General features: G+C 60.3%; 18 protein-coding genes. 4 read left to right on the top strand and 14 right to left on the bottom strand.

What is annotated here, in order from left to right:
* Nucleotides 1-138 precede the first annotated feature (138 nt).
* Complete coding sequence (locus KW846_RS14855) at nucleotides 139-954, top strand: hypothetical protein (RefSeq protein ID WP_256356740.1); 816 nt, start codon at nucleotides 139-141, stop codon at nucleotides 952-954.
* A gap of 51 nt (nucleotides 955-1,005) precedes the next feature.
* Entirely contained in the window at nucleotides 1,006-1,728 is a 723-nt protein-coding gene (locus KW846_RS14850) for a hypothetical protein (protein WP_218483071.1), read from the top strand.
* 48 nt (nucleotides 1,729-1,776) lie between these two features.
* Here KW846_RS14850 and KW846_RS14845 read toward each other — a convergent pair whose 3' ends face one another.
* From KW846_RS14845 to gcbA, 14 genes are all read right to left on the bottom strand, one after another.
* Nucleotides 1,777-2,373 (bottom strand): MarC family protein, encoded by a 597-nt coding sequence (locus KW846_RS14845; protein WP_102700461.1) that lies wholly within the window; start codon nucleotides 2,371-2,373, stop codon nucleotides 1,777-1,779.
* A 66-nt stretch (nucleotides 2,374-2,439) separates the two neighbouring features.
* Nucleotides 2,440-5,217 (bottom strand): hybrid sensor histidine kinase/response regulator, encoded by a 2,778-nt coding sequence (locus KW846_RS14840; protein WP_218483069.1) that lies wholly within the window; start codon nucleotides 5,215-5,217, stop codon nucleotides 2,440-2,442.
* 100 nt (nucleotides 5,218-5,317) lie between these two features.
* On the bottom strand, nucleotides 5,318-6,613 hold the full coding sequence (gene purD / locus KW846_RS14835; RefSeq protein WP_095964762.1) for a phosphoribosylamine--glycine ligase: 1,296 nt from the start codon (nucleotides 6,611-6,613) through the stop codon (nucleotides 5,318-5,320).
* Nucleotides 6,614-6,757: 144 nt separating this feature from the next.
* Nucleotides 6,758-8,365, bottom strand: a complete 1,608-nt coding sequence (gene purH / locus KW846_RS14830) for a bifunctional phosphoribosylaminoimidazolecarboxamide formyltransferase/IMP cyclohydrolase (protein ID WP_104451499.1) — start codon at nucleotides 8,363-8,365, stop codon at nucleotides 6,758-6,760.
* A gap of 82 nt (nucleotides 8,366-8,447) precedes the next feature.
* Nucleotides 8,448-8,768, bottom strand: a complete 321-nt coding sequence (fis, locus tag KW846_RS14825) for a DNA-binding transcriptional regulator Fis (RefSeq protein WP_015093301.1) — start codon at nucleotides 8,766-8,768, stop codon at nucleotides 8,448-8,450.
* Nucleotides 8,765-9,775, bottom strand: a complete 1,011-nt coding sequence (dusB, locus tag KW846_RS14820; protein ID WP_218476145.1) for a tRNA dihydrouridine synthase DusB — start codon at nucleotides 9,773-9,775, stop codon at nucleotides 8,765-8,767. Before dusB ends, fis begins: the two co-directional genes overlap by 4 nt.
* 183 nt (nucleotides 9,776-9,958) lie before the next feature.
* Nucleotides 9,959-11,203: a DUF3426 domain-containing protein gene (locus KW846_RS14815; RefSeq protein WP_218483067.1), complete on the bottom strand. Its 1,245-nt coding sequence runs from the start codon at nucleotides 11,201-11,203 to the stop codon at nucleotides 9,959-9,961.
* A 30-nt stretch (nucleotides 11,204-11,233) separates the two neighbouring features.
* Nucleotides 11,234-12,112: a 50S ribosomal protein L11 methyltransferase gene (gene prmA, locus KW846_RS14810; protein ID WP_007971366.1), complete on the bottom strand. Its 879-nt coding sequence runs from the start codon at nucleotides 12,110-12,112 to the stop codon at nucleotides 11,234-11,236.
* A 200-nt stretch (nucleotides 12,113-12,312) separates the two neighbouring features.
* Nucleotides 12,313-13,671, bottom strand: coding sequence for an acetyl-CoA carboxylase biotin carboxylase subunit (gene accC / locus KW846_RS14805; protein WP_007971365.1), 1,359 nt, complete (start codon nucleotides 13,669-13,671; stop codon nucleotides 12,313-12,315).
* 17 nt (nucleotides 13,672-13,688) lie between these two features.
* Entirely contained in the window at nucleotides 13,689-14,150 is a 462-nt protein-coding gene (accB, locus tag KW846_RS14800; RefSeq protein ID WP_102700466.1) for an acetyl-CoA carboxylase biotin carboxyl carrier protein, read from the bottom strand.
* 24 nt (nucleotides 14,151-14,174) lie between these two features.
* Nucleotides 14,175-14,630, bottom strand: coding sequence for a type II 3-dehydroquinate dehydratase (gene aroQ / locus KW846_RS14795; protein WP_007971361.1), 456 nt, complete (start codon nucleotides 14,628-14,630; stop codon nucleotides 14,175-14,177).
* A 132-nt stretch (nucleotides 14,631-14,762) separates the two neighbouring features.
* Nucleotides 14,763-16,511 (bottom strand): protein-disulfide reductase DsbD, encoded by a 1,749-nt coding sequence (locus tag KW846_RS14790; RefSeq protein ID WP_218483065.1) that lies wholly within the window; start codon nucleotides 16,509-16,511, stop codon nucleotides 14,763-14,765.
* 181 nt (nucleotides 16,512-16,692) lie between these two features.
* Nucleotides 16,693-17,736: a methyl-accepting chemotaxis protein gene (locus KW846_RS30465; protein WP_371321754.1), complete on the bottom strand. Its 1,044-nt coding sequence runs from the start codon at nucleotides 17,734-17,736 to the stop codon at nucleotides 16,693-16,695.
* Between the two features lie 955 nt (nucleotides 17,737-18,691).
* Nucleotides 18,692-20,362 carry a diguanylate cyclase GcbA gene (gene gcbA, locus KW846_RS14780; RefSeq protein WP_218483060.1) on the bottom strand — a complete coding sequence of 557 codons (1,671 nt, stop codon included), beginning with the start codon at nucleotides 20,360-20,362 and terminating at the stop codon, nucleotides 18,692-18,694.
* A gap of 485 nt (nucleotides 20,363-20,847) precedes the next feature.
* Here gcbA and KW846_RS14775 point away from each other — a divergent pair, with 485 nt between their 5' ends.
* Together KW846_RS14775 and KW846_RS14770 are read left to right on the top strand one after the other, a co-directional pair.
* Complete coding sequence (locus KW846_RS14775; protein WP_218483058.1) at nucleotides 20,848-21,915, top strand: DUF2333 family protein; 1,068 nt, start codon at nucleotides 20,848-20,850, stop codon at nucleotides 21,913-21,915.
* Nucleotides 21,916-21,918: 3 nt separating this feature from the next.
* Nucleotides 21,919-22,476 carry an NUDIX hydrolase gene (locus KW846_RS14770; protein ID WP_218483056.1) on the top strand — a complete coding sequence of 186 codons (558 nt, stop codon included), beginning with the start codon at nucleotides 21,919-21,921 and terminating at the stop codon, nucleotides 22,474-22,476.
* Nucleotides 22,477-22,598: the final 122 nt, after the last annotated feature.

Genomic DNA, 22,598 nt, shown 5'->3' with positions numbered 1-22,598 from the left:
TGAGTGCACGTCTCGTTAGTTTGTAGTGGTCGATATACATATGTTGTATTTGGTTGCGGTTGATGGTTGGGGTGGGCTGAGTTAGTTTTAAGGCGCTTCTGGATGGAGCGCTTGTGAATAAATAAAGGAGTGTTACTTATGAGTGGTGTTGAAAGTTCTGTAAGTTTTTCGAAAAGTGCTGATTTTGTAAGGGCGTGCATTAAGAAGCGTAAAAGTGTCATGACCAGACAGCCGAGCACAATGTCGTTGATGTCGTCGGCCGCTTCGAATCCTACCAAGGAGCTGGATGCGCTGGTGCTGGGCAACAGTCTGATTGGTTACGGTGACAAAATCTCCATCGAAAACATGGCGATTATTGAAAATCTGATTACCATGTCGAAAATGGAGGCGAATTACGAAGTTCCCGGAAATAAGGACCCCAAAGCCTGGTACCAGGCGTTTACCAAGTGCATGGAGGACTTGGGGTGTTTTGTCCCAGATAAAGGTTACTCAAAATACAATGCCACTTCGCTAAAGATTACAATGGATAATGTCATGGTTGATATTATTCAGGCTGCCGTTGAGGTCGCAAAGGCAGCAATTCCTGGCGCTACTGTGCTCAGTGCAATAACCAGCTCTACGTTGGATGCATTGAAGAAAGAGCCTGATGCAATAAAACTGTTCAATTTTGAGGCGAAGAATACTGAAGGCGTGCGTTTGTCCACTATTCCCTGCGAACAAATGGCCAACGGAATTATCCTTATCGCGGTAGGAGCAGTTGATCATCAGGGTGGAGGTAATGATGGCGGTCTCCTGTTCGTTGACTGGAAGACTTCTTCCCTGAATATTTTCCACGGTAAGTCGTACGTTACGTTCAATCCTGCCCGTTATGCGGAAATCAAGTCGGAAATTGAGGAGTACCTCGGCGTTCACCGGAAGGAAGTTTTGGTCAAGCGTTTCAGCCGGCGCAAGTGAAGGGAAGGTCAGAGGCTTTAGGTCTCTGGCTTCCTCAAATAAGGAAAGCGTATGGCGTACTCCGTATTAATAAACTCAGGCAGCATTCTGTTGTTGTCGACGGTGTTGCCGCCTGCAGTCAGGCAGGACACCCTTGACACTATGTTGTTTGCACAACTTGCGGCTGAGGAAGATTTCCCGAACGGTAAGGACCACGCTCAGTGGTCCGACGTATTTGCAGACACTCTGACTGCTTGTGGTTGGAAGGTCCATGATCAAGGGGCTACCTCGGGGATGTTCCCTTCTACCGGCGTTACGGCCTTTTCAATACATGACGCTGTTCATGCGGCTTTCCAATCACGGCTATCCGCTAAGCAGGTCATTCTGCTGGCAACTGCTTTGCGTATGGTTGCGCAACTGCCTCTACAGTCGCTGGGGGCCAAGGTTTTTCGTGAGCGCTCGATAATGGGGCATGGGAATCAATCAGTCAGCATGGAAGGAAATTTCAACCGTATACATCGTTTGAGAGTGCTGACAGGTATTGTTGAGGCTGATGGTTTTCTGACTTTGGCCACAGTGTTCTTTGAAACGGATCACCCGATTGAAGGACAGTTTATCGGGCAGGATTTTGCGTTGAGTAGCGTAGTGGGAGGGGTGAAGACTTCATTTCTTCACGCCCGATTTTTCGTCGACGAATACAAGGCATTCAGAGGCGACACAGTGCTGTGGTTAGGGCAGCAACGACAGGCACTGTGTATCAAGGTCGGCGAGCATGACGTTCATCTGTCTCGTTGATTGGTGGGGGGGCACCGGTCAAGGGGTAACATTGAGAGACGTGGCGGGCTAAGGAACCAGATACCCCTTCACCCCGGTAAAGATGATCTGTGCCGCCAGTGCGCACACAAACAACCCCATCAACCGGCTGACGATCTGTAACCCCTGGTCGCCAAGAATTCGCTCGATTCGACTGGACAAAAACAGCACCACGCCCACGGTAAAGCTGGCCATGGCGATGCCGACAATGGCCGTGAGTTTGTCGTCCCAGTGCGGCTGACTCACGCCCATCACTAGCAAGGCACCGATGGTGCCGGGGCCGACGGTCAGTGGAATGGTCAACGGGACGATGGTCACATCCTGCTGCACGTTGTCGGTCTGTACCGCCGATTTGCCTTGTGCCATCCCCAGCGCCGAGATGAACAGGACGCTACCGGCGCCGATACGGAATGCGTCCACGGTAATGCCGAAGACACTGAAAATCACTCGGCCGAACAAGTACAGCAGCACACTGGAGACCAGTGTGGCGACTGCAACTTTCCAGGCCAGTCGACGCTGTTCCTTGCGCGAATAACCACGGGTCAGGCTGATGAAGCAGGACAATACGAAGAATGGGCTGTAGAGCACCAGCATCTTCAGGTAAACGCTGAACAACACATGGAGCATGGTGCCGGGCTCACTGGCGAGGGAAGTCGAGGGGGGAGTCTATCAGGGGTTGCGCAGTCTGTCGGCTCAGGACGTTTGGGTCGTTGCGCGATTCTGCTGGTCACGCTGGGCGACCCAGTGTTCGATCAATTCACGCAGTTGTGACAGTTCGACCGGTTTGGCCATGTGTCCGTCCATGCCGGCCTGGCGCGCACGCTCTTTGTGTTCGGCCAGGATGTGGGCGGTCAATGCCACCACGGGGGTGCGGACCCGCTGGTTGCCGACTTCCCAGGCACGCAATTGCTGGGTGGCCGAGAAGCCGTCGAGGATCGGCATTTCGCAGTCCATCAGCACCAGGTCGTAACGCTGGGCTTTCATCGCCTGCAAGGCTTCTTCGCCGTTGCAGGCGGTATCCGGTTGCAGGTTGAGCTTGCTCAGCATGCCGCGGATCACCTTGGTCGAAATGCTGTTGTCTTCGGCCACCAGAATGCGGAAATCGCTGGGGACCTTGACCGGCGGGGGCGGGCCGCTTTGCATTGATTGCGTGATGACCAGGCCTTTGTTGCGTTGGGTCAGTTCGTCGGCCAGGGTGGTCTTGAGGGTATAGCCGGCCACCGGTTTGGCGAGGATGCGCTTGATCCCGGAGTTGCGCGCAATGATCTTGCTCGGCGCATTGCTGATGCCGGTGAGCATGATCAGCAGGATGTCATGGTTCAGGCTCGGGTCTTCCTTGATCTTGGCCGCCAGTTGCATGCCGGTCATGCCGGGCATGTTCTGGTCCAGCAGGACCACATCGAAGTAATCGCGCAAATGCGCCTTGGTGCGCAGCAGTGCCAGCGCTTCCTTGCCGGAAGGCGCAGCGCTGACGTTCAGGCCCCAGGCGCTGCATTGCTGCACCAGCACCTTGCGACAGGTGTCGTTGTCGTCCACCACCAATACCCGCGCACCTTGCAACGGGCCGTCGAGGTCGGAGGTCGGGTGCTCGAGGCGATCCGGATCCAGCGGCAGGGTCAGCCACAGGGTGCTGCCCTGGTTGCTGCCACTCTTGATGCCGAATTCCCCTTGCATCAAGCGTATCAGTTGCCGGGCAATCACCAGGCCCAGATTGCCGCCCAGGTGGGTGGCCGACAGAAAGTGCCGGCTGTGCAGTTCGGCGTGCATCAGGGCGTCGCGTTCTTCGGCATCCATCGGCTCGCCGCTGTCCTGCACGGCGATACGCAGGCGCGGTTTGGCGTTGCGTTCGTCGAGCGCCACGACGATCAGGATTTCGCCTTCATCGGTTTTTTTCAGGGCGTTTTCAAGCAGGCTCAACAGGGTCTGGCGCAGGCGTGTCGGGTCACCGCTGATCACTCGAGGCACTTGCGGCTGGATGAAGCTGATCAACTCGACGTTTTGCTGCTCGGCCTTGGCGCGGAAGATGCTCAGGCAGTCTTCGATCAGCGCGTTGAGGTCGAACTGCACATCGTCCAGTTCGATCTGCCCGGACTCGAGTTTGGAAATGTCGAGAATTTCGTTGATCAGTGTCAGCAGCTCGTTGCCGGCGCTGTGGATCGTCTGCACATAGTCGCGTTGCTTGACCGACAGCGGGGTGCCCAACAGCAGCTCGGTCATGCCGAGAACGCCGTTCATCGGGGTGCGGATTTCATGGCTGATCTTCGCCAGGAACTCGGCCTTGGCATTGATCTCGGCATTGCTGGCTGCCAGGTCGCGGCTGATGCTGAAGCGGTCTTCGGTGATGCGGCGCTGGCGCTCGCTCAACGCGATGCTCATCAGCAGGCCGCTGATGCAGATGAACACCAACAATGTGGTGATCAGGCCATGGGGTTCGACCAGGGTCAGCCCCAACAGCGCAGGCAGGATGACGAGGGTGCCGAGGTTGAACACCACCATGGCCGCCACGAAGAGACGGGCCGGGCGATAGCCTTTTTGCCAGTGATAGGCGCTGATGAACAGCATGGTCAGGCCAGCCAAGGCTACCAGGCCGTAGGTAATGAAGTTCAGCGGCAAGGTATTGACGAACAGCAGCATCAGGCCGCAGGCGGTGATCAGCAGGACCTCGCCGAGCAGCAACCGGTTCAGCGGGTGCGGCCCGAGCGGGGAGAAGAAACGATAGGCAAGCATCAGGCCGCAGGGCGCCGTCAGCAGCAATGCCAGGTAAGCCCCCGGCGTTTGCAGTGCGTGCCAGTCCGGTAGCCAGGGGCCGGCGAGGTTCAGCAACAGCAGCAGGCTGAGCATCAATAGCCCTTCGCACGCTGCCAGCCAGAGGGCGCTGTGCGAGCGGGTGTAGGCGTAGCGGATGAGGTTGTGCAGGATCAGCATGGCGATACAACCGAACAGCAGGCCATAGATCAGCGTCTGGTTCTGGTTGGCTGCCGCGATGACCGCCGATTGCAGGGTGATGTAGGGGCGTAACTGGTGATCGGAGGCCAGTCGCAGGTAGATGTCCAGGGGGCTGTCGCTTTGCGGCAGGGGCAGCATGAAGTCGCTGCTGGGCAATGGACGCTCGGATTGGGGTTGTTCGTTGCCTGTGCTGGATTGGTCGATCAGCTTGTCACCGTCCAGTACGTACATGTTGAACTGGCGCAGGTCAGGCGCGAACAATCGCAGCACCTGTTCGTGCTTGCCCGGTGCAAGCTTGAATCGCAACCATAGCGCTCCATCGGGTTCAGCCGCGGTAATGCGGTCGAGTTCGATGGGGCTGAACTGATTGGTGTAGCGTGCGGAACGGATGTCGCTCAGTTGCAGGTCGCCTTGTTCGTCGAGCAATACCGCCCAGCCACTGCCTTGCGCGGCGTGGGCCGGTAGCATGCAGAGCAGGGTCAGCAATGTGACGGTTAAGCTTATGGCAATCCTGAGCCAGCGCACGGCGAAATCCCTTCGTAAGGTTGATGCCAGAATATAACGATGCGCGGCGCCGGAATAGCCAGGCAATGAACCGTGTTCATTGCCTGGCGCGGTGTCTACCTTATTCCTGGCTTTCGCCACGCTCGCGGGCAATGGCGCGGTAGCCAATGTCCTTGCGATAGAAACAGCCTTCCCAGTCAATCGTTGCCGCCAGCTTGTAGGCCTGCTGCTGTGCAGCGTCGACGCTGGCACCCATGGCTGTGGCGCACAACACACGACCACCGGCGGTGACTACCTGACCGTCCTTGAGCGCCGTACCTGCGTGGAAAACCTTGCCTTCCAGTGCGGCAGCTGCATCCAGCCCCTTGATGGCTGTGCCCTTGGCGTAGTCACCAGGATAGCCACCAGCGGCCAGAACGATGCCGACGCTCGGACGTGGATCCCATTGCGCTTCCACTTTATCCAGCGCCTGGGCCAGGGCGGCTTCTACCAACAATACCAGGCTCGACTGCAGACGCAGCATCACCGGCTGGGTTTCAGGGTCGCCGAAACGGCAGTTGAATTCGATGACTTTTGGGTTACCAGCCTTGTCGATCATCAGGCCGGCGTACAGGAAGCCAGTGTAGACGTTGCCTTCCTCGGCCATGCCGCGCACGGTCGGCCAGATCACCAGGTCCATGACGCGCTTGTGCACGTCGGCGGTGACCACTGGCGCCGGGGAGTAAGCACCCATGCCGCCGGTGTTCGGACCGGTGTCGCCGTCACCGACGCGTTTGTGGTCCTGGCTGGTGGCCATCGGCAGTACGTTCTTGCCGTCGACCATGACGATGAAGCTGGCTTCTTCGCCGTCCAGGAACTCTTCGATGACCACGCGCGAACCAGCATCGCCAAAGGCATTGCCCGCCAGCATGTCGCGCACGGCGTCTTCGGCTTCGGCCAGGGTCATGGCGACGATCACGCCTTTACCGGCGGCCAGGCCGTCGGCCTTGATCACGATCGGAGCGCCTTTTTCACGCAGGTAGGCGAGGGCCGGCTCGATTTCGGTGAAGTTCTGGTAGTCGGCAGTCGGGATCTTGTGGCGAGCCAGGAAGTCCTTGGTGAAGGCTTTCGAACCTTCCAGCTGCGCAGCGCCAGCGGTCGGGCCGAAGCAGTCGAGGCCGCGGCTGCGGAACAGGTCCACAACACCGGCAACCAGCGGCACTTCAGGGCCGACGATGGTCAGGGAAACGTTTTTCTCGGCAAAATCCGCCAGTTGCTCAAGCGCCAGTACGTCGATGGCGACGTTCTCGCACTTGGCTTCGATGGCGGTACCGGCGTTGCCCGGCGCCACGAACACTTTCTGCACGCGCGGATCCTGAGCCACTTTCCAGGCCAGGGCGTGTTCACGGCCACCGCTGCCAATGATCAAAACATTCATTTCAAAAACCTCAAGATTCTGTGGGGCGCTGCTAAACCGCTGTGCACCGTGTAGGAACTGCCGAAGGCTGCGATCTTTTGATCTTTAAAAGCAAGATCAAAAGATCGCAGCCTTCGGCAGCTCCTACACAGAGGGAGCGGTGTATCAGTGGCGGAAGTGGCGCATGCCGGTGAAGACCATGGCGATGCCGGCTTCGTCAGCGGCTGCAATCACTTCGTTGTCACGCATCGAGCCGCCAGGCTGGATCACCGCAGTGATGCCGACCTTGGCTGCGTTGTCGATGCCGTCGCGGAACGGGAAGAACGCGTCCGAGGCCATGACCGCACCCTGCACCTGCAAGCCGGCATGTTCAGCCTTGATGGCAGCAATGCGCGCGGAGTTCACGCGGCTCATCTGGCCGGCGCCGACACCGATAGTCTGGCGATTCTTGGCGTAGACGATGGCGTTGGATTTCACGTACTTGGCGACTTTCCAGGCGAAGATCAGGTCGTTGATTTCCTGTTCGGTCGGTGCGCGCTTGGTCACCACTTTCAGGTCGTCGGCGCCGATCATGCCGATGTCGCGGCTCTGCACCAGCAGGCCACCGTTGACGCGTTTGTAGTCCCAGGCAGCGGCGCGGTCAGCCGACCACTCGCCGCAGGCCAGCAGGCGTACGTTGGCTTTGGCGGCGACAATGGCGCGGGCTTCTTCGCTGACGCTCGGGGCAATGATCACTTCGACGAACTGGCGCTCGACGATGGCCTTGGCGGTCTCGGCGTCCAGTTCGCGGTTGAAGGCGATGATCCCGCCGAAGGCGGATTCGGTGTCGGTGGCGTAGGCCAGGTCGTAGGCCTTGCGGATGCCGCCTTCGGCGTCAGGGCTGACAGCCACGCCGCACGGGTTGGCGTGCTTGACGATCACGCAAGCCGGCTTGACGAAGCTCTTCACGCATTCCAGCGCGGCGTCTGTGTCGGCCACGTTGTTGTACGACAGTTCCTTGCCTTGCAACTGGGTTGCGGTGGCGATGCCGACTTCGGCAGGCTTGGCTTCCACGTAGAACGCCGCGCTCTGGTGCGGGTTCTCGCCGTAGCGCATTTCCTGGGCCTTGATGAACTGACTGTTGAAGGTGCGCGGGAATTCGCTGCGGCCTTCTGTGCTCAGGGTGTCGGCCGCCTGGTTCACGGTGCCCATGTAGTTGGCGATCATGCCGTCGTAGGCGGCGGTGTGTTCGAATGCCTTGAGCATCAGGTCGAAGCGCTGAGCGTAGGTCAGGCCGCCGGCCTTGAGGTTTTCCAGGACGCTGGCGTAATCGCTGGCATTCACCACGATCGCTACGTCTTTATGGTTTTTCGCGGCCGAACGAACCATGGTCGGGCCGCCGATGTCGATGTTCTCGATGGCGGTCGGCAGGTCGCAGCCTGGCTTGTTGATGGTGGCTTCGAACGGGTACAGGTTGACCGCGACCAGATCGATCGGCTTGATGCCGTGTTCGTTCATGATCGCGTCGTCGATGCCGCGACGACCGAGGATCCCGCCGTGGATTTTCGGGTGCAGGGTTTTCACCCGGCCGTCCATCATTTCGGCGAAACCGGTGTAATCCGCGACTTCCACTGCGGCAACGCCGTTGTCCTGCAGCAGCTTGAACGTCCCGCCGGTGGAGAGGATCTCGACGCCCAGGGCTTCAAGCTCCTTGGCGAATTCGAGGATCCCGGTCTTGTCGGAAACGCTGATCAAGGCGCGGCGGATCGGCAGGCGGGTAGTCTGGTCGGTCATCTCAATTTCCATCAAAAGCAAAGGAAGTCAGCAAAAAAGGCGACCGGTTTTACGCGGGCGCCTTTCTGGTTTGATTGAATGCTTACAGCAAATCGTACTGCTTGAGTTTCTTGCGCAGCGTGCCCCGGTTCAGTCCGAGCATCTCGCTGGCCTTGGTCTGGTTGCCCTTGACGTAGTTCATCACGCACTCGAGCAGGGGAGCCTCGACTTCGGAGAGCACCAGGTTGTACACATCAGTGACGGCAGCGCCCTCAAGGTGGGCGAAATAATTGTGCAGCGCCTTCTCGACACTCCCGCGAAGGGTCTGGCCCTCTTCGCTCGGTGTATTGAGGTGCTGTTTCAAATTCACGTTGTCGCTCACGGGTGTTGTTCCACTCACTAAAGTCTCGGTCATCATCGTCATGCGGCCACCCACTCTCCGTCCCCTGTCAGGCTCTTGTAACGCTCGGCGAAAAACGCCCGAACGTTGGCGCATTGTGTATCCGTACCATCCAAACGATTGAAGTGGGCGCGAAACTCCCTGGCGCCCGGCAGGGTTGCGAGATACCAGCCCACATGCTTTCGAGCAATGCGTACACCCATGACATCGCCATAAAAGGCGTGCAGGGCAGCCAGATGCTCTAGCAGGATGCGTTCCACCTCGATCAGTTCCAGCGCCGGGAGTTTCTCGCCGGTACGCAGGAAATGGTCGATCTCGCGAAAAATCCATGGCCGCCCCTGGGCAGCCCGGCCAATCAACAAACCATCGGCACCGGTCGCGTCGAGCACGTACCGGGCTTTTTCCGGCGAATCGATATCGCCGTTGGCGAAGACCGGAATCGACACCGCCTGCTTGATCGCGGCAATGGTGTCGTACTCGGCCTCACCGGTATACAGGTCGGCACGGGTGCGGCCATGCACTGCCAGCGCCGTAATGCCTGCCTGCTCGGCGATCTTCGCCACCGTCAGGCCGTTCTTGTTGTCCCGGTCCCAGCCGGTCCGGATCTTCAGGGTAACCGGCACATCGACCGCAGCCACGACGGCCTGCAGGATCTCGGTTACCAGGGCTTCATCCTTCAACAGTGCGGAACCGGCAGCCTTGTTGCAGACTTTCTTGGCCGGGCAGCCCATGTTGATATCAATAATCTGCGCGCCCATTTCAACGTTGGCACGGGCAGCGTCCGCCAGCATCTGCGCGTCCCCACCGGCGATCTGTACCGAGCGTGGCTCGGGATCGCCTGTGTGGATCATGCGCATGCGCGATTTGCGGGTGTTCCACAAACTCATGTCGCTGGTGACCATTTCCGAGACGACCAGTCCCGCGCCCAAGCGCTTGCACAGCTGACGAAAGGGCTGGTCGGTGACACCCGCCATGGGGGCGAGAATCAAGCTGTTATGTAATGTGTATGGGCCGATGCGTACCGCCGACATAGGACTTCCCTGTTGTGGGGCCGGATCATGAGAGTTCGAAAAAGGGTTGGCATGATACCCGCTCTCGATGACTGGATAAAGGCTGAATTGAACAAAATCTGAACAGTTATTCTGTTATTCCCCGTGGTTTGGTTGGCCAGGGGGAGTCAGAAAGCCGACGTCATCGGGGAGCGATGACGCGCTTCACTCCGGAGAGTGAAAGCTCAGACTGTAGTTCACGGCCTTGGCGCCGGGGTCGAGAATGTCCAGGGCGATGTGGATCGGCGTCTGCGGAGGCATTTCCGCCATGCCTTCGAGATCGCCATTGAGGTACTCGCCGGGTTTGAAACGGCGACTGGCGATCAGATGGCCATTGAGGTCGGCGAAGCGCAATTCCAGCAGCGGGAAGGGCTGGGAAAAGGGAGCGCGGTTATAGATGATCGCATCGACCACCAGCGCGCCATTGAATTCGGGATGGCTGCGCACCACCAGGTTGCTGCTTTTGATTTTTGCAATGTCGACCTTGGAGGGCACGGTGCAGCCGATTTGCGGGCACAGTTGCTGGAACCACGGGCGATATTGATCCTGTCGCGCCAGTTCGTCGAAATGATAGGCAATGTACTGGCCGGCGAGCGCGCCAGCGGCGATCAGCACCAGCAGCAACCACAACAGCCTTCGGCCCCAGGGCGAGCGGCGTTTTTGCCAGTCCAGTTGCAGCGGGTCGTCGGTCAGGTCTTGCAACACTTCGGCACGCGGGCCCGTCTCGCGGCGCTTGCGCAGTGGTTCGATCGAGGGCAGGTTGTCGTCGAGTTCGTTCTCGTCGGCGGCCGACAGGCGTTCGTGGTGCAGCGGCGCATCGAGTGGGTCGTGCAAGCGCAATTGGGGTGGCTGCAGTTCGTCGTCGAGATCGACCGGTTCCAGGGACAGCGAAGGTTCGGTGCGTGAGGCTTTGCCCGGTTCGACCGTCGGCTCTGGCGTTTCTAGGTGGTCGAACGGTTCGTCGACTTGCGCACGATCGGCCGCCGACTCACTGAACAGGCTGTCGGACCACGGCTCCTCGTCATCCTGCCCGGTGCCATCGCGACGGGCGCTCAGCGAGTCGTCGCGATGGCGGCCGAGCTCGGTGGCCGGCTGGATTTCCCGCTGTTCGAGCCGGGCGAGTTCTTCGTCGAGGTCGAGACTGTCCAGGTCCAGTTCGGTCGCGCTCCATTGCTTTTGGCTGATGGCGCGCGGTGCCGATGGCTCAAGCGGTTCGGCAGGCTGCACAGGCGGTAGCGGCGCCGCTACCGGTGGCTCCTTGCCGGCCTGCTCAAGCAACTGCCTGGCGGCATTGAACACCTGCAGGCAGGAGCCGCAGCGAACCACGCCGCGAGCCACGCTCAATTGGGCATGGCTGACGCGGAAGCTGGTTTGGCAATGCGGGCACTGAGTGACGAAGCTATCGGTCATGCGGCGTTCCGGATTATGCAGGCGGCCATTCTAGCGCCGACGGCCAGTGATGCGCACCCAGCCATCGCGATTGGCGATCGGATCCAGATCGAAGTCCTTGGCGTAGGCGGCAGCGACTTCGTCGCCTTGTTCGGCGAGGATGCCCGACAGCGCCAGGCGACCGCCCGACTTGACCAGGCCGGACAGCTGCGGCGCCAGGGAAACCAGCGGGCCGGCGAGGATATTGGCCACCAGCACGTCGGCCTGCACTTGTGGCAGGTCTTGCGGCAGGTACAGCGGGAACAGGTGATCGGCGATGTTGTTGCGCCCGGCGTTGTCGCGGGACGCTTCCAGCGCCTGCACGTCGATGTCGGTGCCCACGGCTTCCCTGGCGCCCAGCAACAGCGCGGCGATCGCCAGGATCCCCGAACCGCAGCCGAAGTCCAGCACGTTGCAGTCCTTCAGGTCCTGACCGTCGAGCCATTCCAGGCACAGTGCGGTGGTCGGGTGGGTGCCGGTGCCGAACGCCAGGCCCGGATCAAGCAATAGGTTCACTGCGTCAGGTTCCGGTGCGGCGTGCCAGCTCGGCACGATCCACAGGCGCTGGCCGAAACGCATCGGCTGGAATCCGTCCATCCAGCTGCGTTCCCAATCCTGGTCTTCGATGACTTCGCTGTGGTGTTCAGGCAGCGGGCTGCCGGTCAGCAGCTCCAGGTGGGCCAGTACCGGGCCGGGCTCGGTGCCACCTTCGAACAGAGCCAGCAGGTGCGTGTGCGACCACAGTGGCGTGGTATTGAGTTCCGGCTCGAAGATCGGCTGGTCTTCGGCGTCCATGAAGGTCACCGATACGGCGCCCACTTCAAGGAAAGCGTCTTCATAGGTTTCGGCTTGTTCTGGGCTGATGGCGAGACGTACTTGCAGCCAAGGCATGGCGGGCACCTTTGAAAAATGTTGATTGCAGCCTGGCGGGCTGCGAGAAGGACGCAAGTTTACGCGAGAGCGGGGCCGATGACGACCATGGAGAAAAATCAAAGGATCGCTGTAGGAGCTGCCGAAGGCTGCGATCTTTTGATCTTGCTTAAAAACAACAAAACCGCCCGAAGGCGGCTTTGTCGTGTACCAGCTGAAGCTTAGTGCTTCTCGCCAGCCAGCTTGTGCTCGAGGTAGTGAATGTTCACGCCCCCTTTGCAGAAGCCTTCGTCGCGGGTCAGGTCGCGGTGCAGCGGGATGTTGGTCTTGATCCCGTCAACCACGATCTCGTCCAGCGCATTGCGCATGCGCGCCATGGCTTCGTCACGGGTTGCGCCGTAGGTGATCAGCTTGCCGATCAACGAATCGTAGTTCGGCGGAACGGCATAACCACTGTACAGGTGCGAGTCGACGCGAACGCCGTTGCCGCCTGGAGCGTGGAAATGCTTGACCGTGCCAGGGCTCGGCATGAAGGTTTTCGGGTCTTCGGCGTTGATCCGGCATTCCAGCGCGTGACCGCGGATGACCACGTCATCCTGGGTGAACGACAGCTTGTTGCCGGCGGCGATGCTGAGCATCTCCTTGACGATGTCGATGCCGGTGACCATTTCCGAAACCGGGTGCTCTACCTGGACACGAGTGTTCATCTCGATGAAGTAGAAACGACCGTTTTCGTACAGGAACTCGAAAGTGCCCGCGCCACGGTAACCGATGTCGATGCACGCCTTGACGCAGCGAGCCAGAACTTCCTGGCGGGCCTGTTCGTCGATGCCCGGTGCCGGCGCTTCTTCAAGAACCTTCTGGTGACGGCGTTGCAGCGAGCAATCGCGGTCGCCCAGATGGATAGCCTGGCCCTGGCCGTCGGAAAGAACCTGGACTTCCACGTGGCGTGGGTTGGTCAGGAATTTTTCCAGATAGACCATCGGGTTGCCGAACGCCGCACCTGCTTCGGAGCGGGTCAGTTTCGCCGAGGAAATCAGGTCTTCTTCCTTGTGCACAACGCGCATGCCGCGACCACCACCGCCGCCAGCGGCCTTGATGATCACCGGGTAACCCACTTCGCGACCAATGCGCAGAGCGGTTTCTTCGTCTTCCGGCAGCGGGCCGTCTGAACCCGGAACGGTCGGTACGCCAGCTGCGATCATGGCGTGCTTGGCCGATACCTTGTCGCCCATCAGGCGAATGGTTTCGGCTTTCGGGCCAATGAACGCAAAGCCGGAATTCTCGACCTGCTCGGCGAAGTCGGCGTTTTCCGCAAGGAAGCCGTAGCCCGGGTGAATGGCGGTGGCGCCCGTCACTTCGGCTGCGGCAATGATTGCCGGAATGTGCAGGTAGGAGTGGGCGGCCGATGCCGGTCCGATGCAGACGGATTCGTCTGCCAGGCCCAGGTGCATCAGTTCCTTGTCAGCCTTGGAGTAAACGGCGACGGTCTTGATGCCCATCTCTTTGCAGGCGCGCAGGATCCGCAGGGCGATCTCACCGCGGTTGGCGATCAGAACTTTTTCCAACTTCGCAGTCATCAAAGGCTCTCCGCGGTTCAAACGATGGTGAACAGCGGTTGGTCGTACTCAACCGGCTGGCCGTCTTCGACGAGGATGGATTCGATCACACCGCTGGTTTCAGCTTCGATGTGGTTCATCATCTTCATGGCTTCAACGATGCACAGGGTGTCGCCTTTCTTCACGGTCTGGCCGACTTCAACGAAGGACGGCGAGGTTGGCGAAGATTTGCGGTAGAACGTACCGACCATCGGCGAACGGGCAACGGTGCCGTTCAGCGCTGGTGCGGCGGCAGCAGGTGCAGCAGCGGCAGCCGGAGCGGCGGCAGCGACAGGCGCGGCAGCCGGAGCAGGCATTGGAGCCGGTGCGTAGTACTGCTGAGCCGGGGTCTTGCTATGACGGCTGATGCGTACGGACTCTTCGCCTTCCTTGATCTCGAGCTCGTCGATGCCGGACTCTTCCAGCAATTCGATCAGTTTCTTAACTTTACGGATATCCATGAATCATCAACTCCCAAGGGTCGGTCAGGGGCGGTTAACTTGTTGTTCAAGCTGTTCCAGGGCGGCCTCCAGGGCCAGTCGGTAACCGCTGGCGCCAAGGCCGCAGATCACTCCCACCGCTACGTCGGAGAAGTAAGAGTGATGGCGGAAAGGTTCGCGTTTGTGCACGTTGGACAAATGCACTTCGATGAATGGGATGCTCACCGCCAGCAGCGCGTCACGTAATGCGACACTTGTATGTGTAAAAGCTGCCGGGTTAATCAAAATGAAGTCCACGCCTTCGCTGCGGGCAGCGTGAATACGGTCGATCAATTCGTACTCGGCATTGCTTTGCAGGTGCAGCAGGTGGTGACCGGCTTCGCGGGCACGGCGTTCCAGGTCCTGGTTGATCTGCGCCAGGGTCGTGGCGCCGTAGGTGCCCGGTTCACGAGTACCGAGCAAGTTCAGGTTGGGTCCGTGCAGAACCAGTAGGGTCGCCATCGGCTGTTCCTTTATTTTCCGTGAGCAATTGTCAGAACCCGGCGACTATGCCGCAAAGCCTTTGTGACTGTCCAGTTCTCTGCAATAGGCAGCACGATGACCGATGTTTGCGCGAAATATATGACTGCTTGATTAAATGTGGTCATTCGCCCTGGCAACACGTTCGGCGAAGTCTTTGGCGTTGATCTCGCCGATCACCCGCACATCGGCGCGTTCGACACCGTCCTTGCCGAAAAACATCAGGGCCGGGGGGCCGAACAACTGGTAGCGGTCGAGCAGGGCGCGTTGCTCGGCGTTGCTGGCGGTGATGTCGAAGCGGATCAGCCGGTAACCCTTGAGGCGTTCGATGACGACAGGGTCGTCCAGCACCTCACGCTCGATGACTTTGCAACTGATGCACCAGTCCGCATACCAGTCGAGCAGCAGCGGTGTGCCGGAGGAGCGTGCGTCGGCGAGTGCGCGATCAAGATCGGCCGGCGTGCTGACGGTTTGCCAGGCGCTGGAGATTTGCTCCTGGCCGCGGTTGTCGACGATGCGAGGCTGGCCTATCGGGTTGAACGGGTCGGTCTGGCCGCTGAACGCGCCGTACCAGCAGGCCAGCGCGTAAAACACCAGGAACATGCCGAGCAACTGTCCGAGGCGTTTGCGTGGTGGTTTATAGACGAATTCCAGCGCCCCCATGAACAGGCCGACACCGCCGGCCAGCAAACCGATCAGCAGCAAGGTGACCTGACCCGGCAGGACGCGACTGAGCAGGCCGACGGCCAATCCGAGCAACAACACGCCAATCGCGTTTTTCACGTAGACCAGCCACGGACCGCTTTTTGGCAACCAGGCTGCGCCACCGGTGGCTACCAGCAACAGGGGTGCGCCCATGCCGAGGCCGAGCATGAACAGTTTCAGGCCGCCGCCCAGCGCATCGCCACTGGCGCTGATGTACAGCAGCGCGCCGGCCAGTGGTGCCGAAACACAGGGTGAAACCAGCAAGCTGGAGACCACGCCCAACACCGCGGCGCCCCACAGTGACCCGCCTTCGGTGCGACCGGCGATGCGGTCCAGGCGACTGCTGATGGCGTGCGGCAGTTTCAGTTCGAAGACGCCGAACATCGCCAGCGCGAACAGCGCAAAAAACATCGCAAAAGGCACCAGCACCCAGGCCGATTGCAGCCGCGCCTGCAGATTGAGCTGGGCACCGAACAGGCCCATCAGCGCACCGAGCAGGGCAAAGCACGCGGCCATTGGCAGCACATACGCCAGTGACAGATTGAAGCCGCGCCAGCCGCCGACCTGGCCGCGCAGCACCACCCCGGACAGGATCGGCAGCATGGGCAGCACGCAGGGTGTGAAGGTCAGGCCCAGGCCCGCGAGGAAAAACAATGCCAGTTCGCGCCAGCCCCATTGAGATGCTGTCGTCGTCGCCGCGCCGCTGCCGTCGATGCTCAGGCGCTCGGTCTCGGGCGGGTAGCACAGGCCTTTATCGGCGCAACCCTGATAGGTCACGGCCAGGGTGAAGGCCCGCTGATCGGTGCGTGGTAGTTCGACGTCGAGAATGCCGTGGTAGACCTCGACGTCGCCGAAGTACTCGTCGTGCTTTTTCTGGCCATCGGGCAGTTTCGCCGCGCCGAGCACGACTTCGGCCGGATCGGCGCGAAACTGGAAGCGGTGACGGTAGAGGTAATAGCCTTCAGTGGCGACGAAGCGCAACTTGATCGATTGCGGCGTGCTTTCTACCAGGCTCAACTGGAAGGCTTCGCGCACGGGCAGGAAGTCGGCGCTGTTGTTGATCGAGCCCAGGCTGGCGCTGGGACGATTTTCCAGCAAGCCGGTGGCGCTGGCCGGCAGGGTGAATACTAAAAGCAGCAGGCAGAGCAAACGGCGCATGACGATCTCGCGTATCGGAATTGGGGGGATGATAGCTGAGAGCGCACTACAACGCCGACCCGCCTTCCGCATCTGCCCCCCCCCCCCCTGTAGGAGCTGCCGAAGGCTGCGATCTTTTGACTTTGATTTTAAAGATCAAGATCAAAAGATCGCAGCCTTCGGCAGCTCCTACAGGGGGTGGTCAGACGCGGAAGGCTTGAACGGCGGTGTGCAGTCGTCCACCCAGCACCAGCAAATTCTCCCCCTGCTCACGCCCTTCGCCAATGCGCAGCAAGTTATCCCCACCCAACTGATGAATCCGCTCGCTGTGATCACGGATCTCGCTGACCGCACCGCTTTGCTGGGCGGTGACATCGGCGATGCGCACCGCCGTGTCGGAAATGGTCTGGATCGCCGCGACGATTTTATCCAGCGCGCCGTCGGCGGCCTGGGCCTGGCTGGCCGTGGCTTCGGCGTGTTCGACCTGGGCACGCATGCCTTCCACCGAATGCCGCGCGGCGGTTTGCAGACCGGCGATCAGCGTCTGGATTTCTGCCGTGGCCCCGGCGGTACGTTGCGCCAGTGAGCGCACCTCTTCGGCCACCACGGCAAAGCCGCGGCCCATTTCCCCGGCCCGGGCCGCCTCGATTGCCGCGTTCAAGGCCAGCAGGTTGGTCTGGTCGGCGATCGAGCGGATCACTGTCAACACGCCGCCGATGGTGGCCGACTCCTCGGCCAGGTGTTCGATCATTTGCGCATTGCCTTGCACTTCATCCACCAGCGCATGCAGACCGGTGAGGCTCAGACCGATGACTTTCTGTCCGTGCTCCACGGCCAGGCCGGCGTGGCGGCTGGCGTCGGCAGCCTGGCTGGCATCGCCGGCAACTTGCTGGATGGTCGCTTCCAGCTCGCTGAGGGAGTCGCGGATCAACGCCGTATCGCCGGCCTGATGTTGCGCGCCGTCATGCAAATCGTTGCTCAGGTCGGCCAGGGTGCGGCTGCTGCCGGCCACTTGCTCGGCATTGAGGCGAATGGTTCCCACCAGGTCCACCAGATAAGCGCGCAGGCGGTTGAGCGAGGCTTCAATGTCATGCAGTTCACGGTTGGTGTTGCCCAGTTGAATGTCGCGGCTGAAGTCGCCTTCGGCCCAGGTCGACAGGGCCGGGGCGAGGTTGGTCAGGGTCCGGGCCAGTTTGCGCTGCAGGGTGTCGATCAGCAGCGCGATCAACAGGATCAAGCCGATCATCACGCCTTGCATCAGCCGCACTTCACCCTGAATCTGCCCGTGCTGGGCGCGTACCACCGGCTCCAGCCCGGCAATGGCCTGTTGCACGTCGGCGATTTTCAGGTGAGTCGCGGTGCTCAGGTCAGCGCGTTTGCCGATTTGATCACGGGTGCGCGCGAGCTCGGCCGGGTAGCGGGTGAGCAGGCTGTTGAGTTCACGCTTGAGGCCGACGCCGGCATCTTCGGCGACGGTTTTTTCCTGATTCTCAAGGCCCATCATCGCGGCGAAATCATCGGTGTTCGATTCGCTGCTGGAGGTCACGCCCAGCAAGGGCAGGGCATCGAGTTTCTCCGCCTGGGTGCGGATGTTGGTCACTTCGCGTTCGACGTCGGCGGCCAGCTCGCTGCGGCCGCTGCTGACCAGCTTTTCCCGCGCCAGGGACAACTTGCCCAGGTGCTGCGATGCGCTGAGCAGCGGTGTCAGATAGGCGGCATTGCCACTGGCGTACTGGCTCAGCTGATCGAGACTGGCACCCAGTTCCCGTTCGGCCTGCAGCAGCAGGGCCTGCGGATCGCCGGCCAGTTTGCCGGCTGCCAGCAGGTCGGTCTTGCTGAACTCTTCAAGGGTCGACAGGCTCGGGCGCAAGGTCTCGGCCAGGGCGGGTGGCAATTCGCCGAGTTGTTTTTGCAGGCTGTCGATGCCTTGGGCGGCACTGCTCAGGCGCAGGGCATCGCCGCTGCCAAGGTAATCCTCGACGCTGCGGGCGACTTCATTCTGAAACTGCTGCGACAGGCCCAGGTAGCGCTCCATTAATAGGTACGGACGCTCAAGGGCTTTTTGCGACCACCACAGCGTGGCGCCGAGGGCCACGCACACGGCCACCAAAAGGAGGGTATTGAGATTGGTCAGCAGCTTCAGGCGCATTAAGGACTACCAACGACAGAAATGGTAAGCGCCTGAAGTTATTGCGTTTCTGTTACAGGGTTATGACTGTGTCGGTCGATTCCGATGAAAAAGTGGCACTTTGCTTTGGTGTGCGAGCGGCCTGTACGCGATTGCGTCCGCCGCCCTTGGCACGGTACAGCGCCTCGTCTGCCAGGCTGGCCATCATCAGGCTGTCGGAGCTTTCGCAGAACTCAACCACCCCGGCACTGAAGGTGCACCACAGGTCCTGGGGTTGGGCGGGGTAGTGAATCTCGGCAAAACGCTGACGGATTTCATCGAGCACGTTGTAGGCCGCTTCGATATCGGTGTCCGGCATGACGATGGCGAACTCTTCGCCACCGTAGCGGCCGATGAAGTCGGTTTTGCGCAGGCGTTGCTTGAGAAACAGCGCCAGGCTCTTGATCACCCGGTCGCCCATGGGGTGGCCGTGGCTGTCGTTGACCCGTTTGAAGTGGTCGATGTCGAGCATGGCAAAACTCAGCGGCTTGTTCTCGCGGCGGGCACGGAACGAGCAGTCTTCAAGCAATTGCAGGATGTGCGTGTGGTTGTACAGGCCGGTGAGGCTGTCGCGGACCATCCGTGCCTTGAGGTTGCGGGCCCTTGCTGCACGGTTGCGCACAGTGGTGATCAGGTGCCGGGGCTTGATCGGTTTGGTCAGGAAGTCATCGCCGCCCTCGCTCATGGCGTCGAGTTGCTTGTCCAGGTCGTCTTCGGCCGACAGGTAAATGATCGGCACGCTGACATAACGGTCGTTGTGACGGATCACCTTGGCCAGTTCCGTACCGGTGCAGGCCGGCATGTACATGTCGAGGATGATCAGGTCCGGCTGGAAGTCCGCCAGTTCGGCCATGGCCTGGATCGGCTCGATCAACGTCCGGGTGACGATCCCGGCACTGTTGAGCAGGCGCTCGGTGTGCAGGGCCTGGGCGCGGGAGTCGTCGATGATCAACACTTTATAAGGTTCGTATTGGGCGACGCAGGTCAGGACTTCGATTTTCTCCAGCAGGCTCGACGCTTCGAGGGTGCCGGTGAGGAACTCCTGGCCGCCGGCACGCACGGCGGCGAGGCGGGTTGGTGTGTCGGTTTCGTGCAGGCTGAAGAACAGCAGCGGCAAGCGATGGTCCAGGCCTTCCTGGGCTTCGGCGGCCAGCTTCAGGCCGACACCGGGGCCGCTGAAGTCCACGTCCATGACAATCGCCGCCGGCAGGCGCTCGACCATCGAGGAGCGAAACGCGTCTACGCTGTCCAGCGACTGGGCGCTGAGCCCGAAGAATTCCAGTTGTTTGGCCAGGCGCTCGGCGCGGTCGTGATCCTGCAGCATCACATAGATGGGCTTGCGCAGTGGCGGCAGGAAGGTTTGATCGAGTTGGTCGCCATGGCGCAGGCCGGTGCGTGACAGGCGCTGCATCAAGCGATTGAGGTCGGTGATCAGGCCGCTGCTCAGGCGTCCGCGGTTGGCGTCGACAGCCTCCAGGGATTGACCGATATGACGCGCCAGTTGCGTGTGTTCCGGTTGCTCGAAGCGCTCGGCGAAACGCAGCAGGCGCAGATTGGCCTCGCTCAGTTCCGACAGGTCGGCGGTGGACCACTCGCTGCGTTGCAGGCGCTGCCATATCTCAAGAATCTGACGAGCCTGATGAATTACCCGCTGGGCAAAGTGGTGCTTGAGGCGCTCGCGGCTCGGGTCTTCTGGCTCGGTCATATCCTGACTACTAGTTAGGGTGCACACTGAGGTCGACTGGTGGCTCTATGCTAGCATCACTTTCCCATTACACGAGTGCTGTACGTCAATAATCTGCAATGCGACCTTATTCAGTTTGTGACCTGGTAGTCTGGTTCGAGCCTTTAAAGTCGCGGTGTGTGGGGGGGAAGTGCTTTATTCAGGGCACTTGGTGGGCGCGGGCCGGCAATTGGCGCGTGACTGATAGTTGATCATTCATGATCTTTGGCCCGTGCTGATCTGGCTGTTTTCTTTGGCTTCAGGGGATCAGGGATTCCCTTAGAGAGGACAATGCAAACCCTCAGGGGGATTTCGACGGCCGCCGCATCGTTGCGTGGGTAGAAATACTTTTCATCCACAAGCCCGGTAATTTCCCCCATTGATGCAATGGCGGGTGCCGGGCCAAGGCACGTTGTTGTATGGTTGTGGTCGAATCGTTGAACTCAAGAGATTGAAAGGATACCGCCATGCTGGACTGGAAGAACCGCACAGGCAGTGCGCCTGAACGTACCGCTGAACCGAAGTCGGAGGCCCGCAGTTACCTGGGGGGTCTGTTTTTCAGCCGGGCGCTGGCCACTCTACTGGGCATCTACCTGTTGGTGGCGAGTGTCCTGGGCTGGTACTGGAGCCAGGAGCCGGCGCTCTTCCCGGTCCAGCAAACCGCACAACTGGCGGCCGAGAAAGAAGGCAAGCAGATGGTCGTCGGCTACACCACGGTGGAAACCCTCAAGACCGTCGCCGGCACCTTGCTGACCAAGCCGGGCGGCTATATATCCAACGACCGTTTCCCGCCAGGCCTGTGGATGGACAACATGCCGAGCTGGGAATATGGCGTGCTGGTGCAGGTCCGCGACCTGAGCCGGGCGTTGCGCAAAGACTTCGCCCGTTCGCAGTCGCAGTCCGCCGAAGACGCCGACCTGGCCAAGGCCGAACCGCGTTTCAACTTCGACAACAAGAGCTGGGTGCTGCCGTCCAGTGAGTCCGAGTACCAGGAAGGCATCAACTCCCTGAGTCGCTATCAGGCGCGCCTGTCCGATCCGAACCAGAAGAGCGCGCTGTTCTATGCTCGTGCCGACAACCTGAACAACTGGCTGGGTGATGTCGGTACCCGCCTGGGTTCGCTGTCGCAACGGCTGTCGGCCAGTGTGGGACGGGTCAAGCTCAACACCGCATTGAAAACCGAAGTCGTGGCACCGGGCGAGGTGCCGCAGGTCGACGAAGAAATCGTCGAGACACCGTGGATGCAGATCGACAACGTGTTCTACGAAGCCCGCGGCCAGGCCTGGGCGCTGTCGCACCTATTGCGCGCCATCGAAGTCGACTTCGCCGATGTGCTGGCCAAGAAAAACGCCACGGTCAGCGTGCGCCAGATCATTCGTGAGCTGGAAGCCTCGCAGGAGCCGGTATGGAGCCCGATGATTCTTAACGGCAGTGGCTTCGGCGTATTGGCCAACCACTCGCTGGTCATGGCCAACTACATTTCCCGGGCCAACGCCGCGGTGATCGATTTGCGTCAACTGCTCAATCAGGGCTGAGTCATGGTCGAAAACACCAGGGAAGCCGCACACCGTGCGGCTTCCGATGCCGAACACATCGCCTGGGTCGACGAGCAGGACAACCTGCTGGGCGCCCTGGTCCGTTCCGATTTGCGCGAGCGCGGGCTGATCGGGCGCGGTACCTACATCATGTTGTTCAATTCCGCTGGCGAGTTGTGCGTGCATCGCCGCACCCTGAGCAAGGCGATCTATCCCGGTTACTGGGACGTGGCAGCGGGGGGCATGGTGCTCGCTACCGAAACCTACGCCGAATCGGCAGCCCGGGAACTGGAAGAAGAACTGGGCGTGAGTGGCGTGGAGCTGACCGCCCATGACCATTTCTTCTTCGAGGACACGGGCAATCGCCTGTGGTGCTCGGCGTTCTCGGCGGTGTGGGACGGCCCGTTGACCCTGCAACCGGAAGAGGTGCTCGAAGCACGCTTTATCCCCATCGATCAGGTCATGCGGGAGATCGAGCAAAAGCCTTACTGTCCGGACTCTCTGGCAGCGTTGAAGCGCTATCTGAAGGCTCAACAAAGCAACGTCGCAAAACAGCTATAAATTGGCGCCGATTGGCTCTTAGCAATCGGCGTTTTTGCCGTTACACTGCGCGACCTTTTCAAACTGAACCGGTATTGCTTCCTGTAGGAGCTGTCGAGTGCAACGAGGCTGCGATCTTTTAA

The organism is Pseudomonas sp. PDM32, from assembly GCF_019219225.1.
In the GTDB taxonomy this organism is placed as follows: Bacteria; Pseudomonadota; Gammaproteobacteria; order Pseudomonadales; family Pseudomonadaceae; genus Aquipseudomonas; species Aquipseudomonas laurylsulfatiphila.
This window is presented reverse-complemented; position numbering and strand designations above follow the sequence as displayed.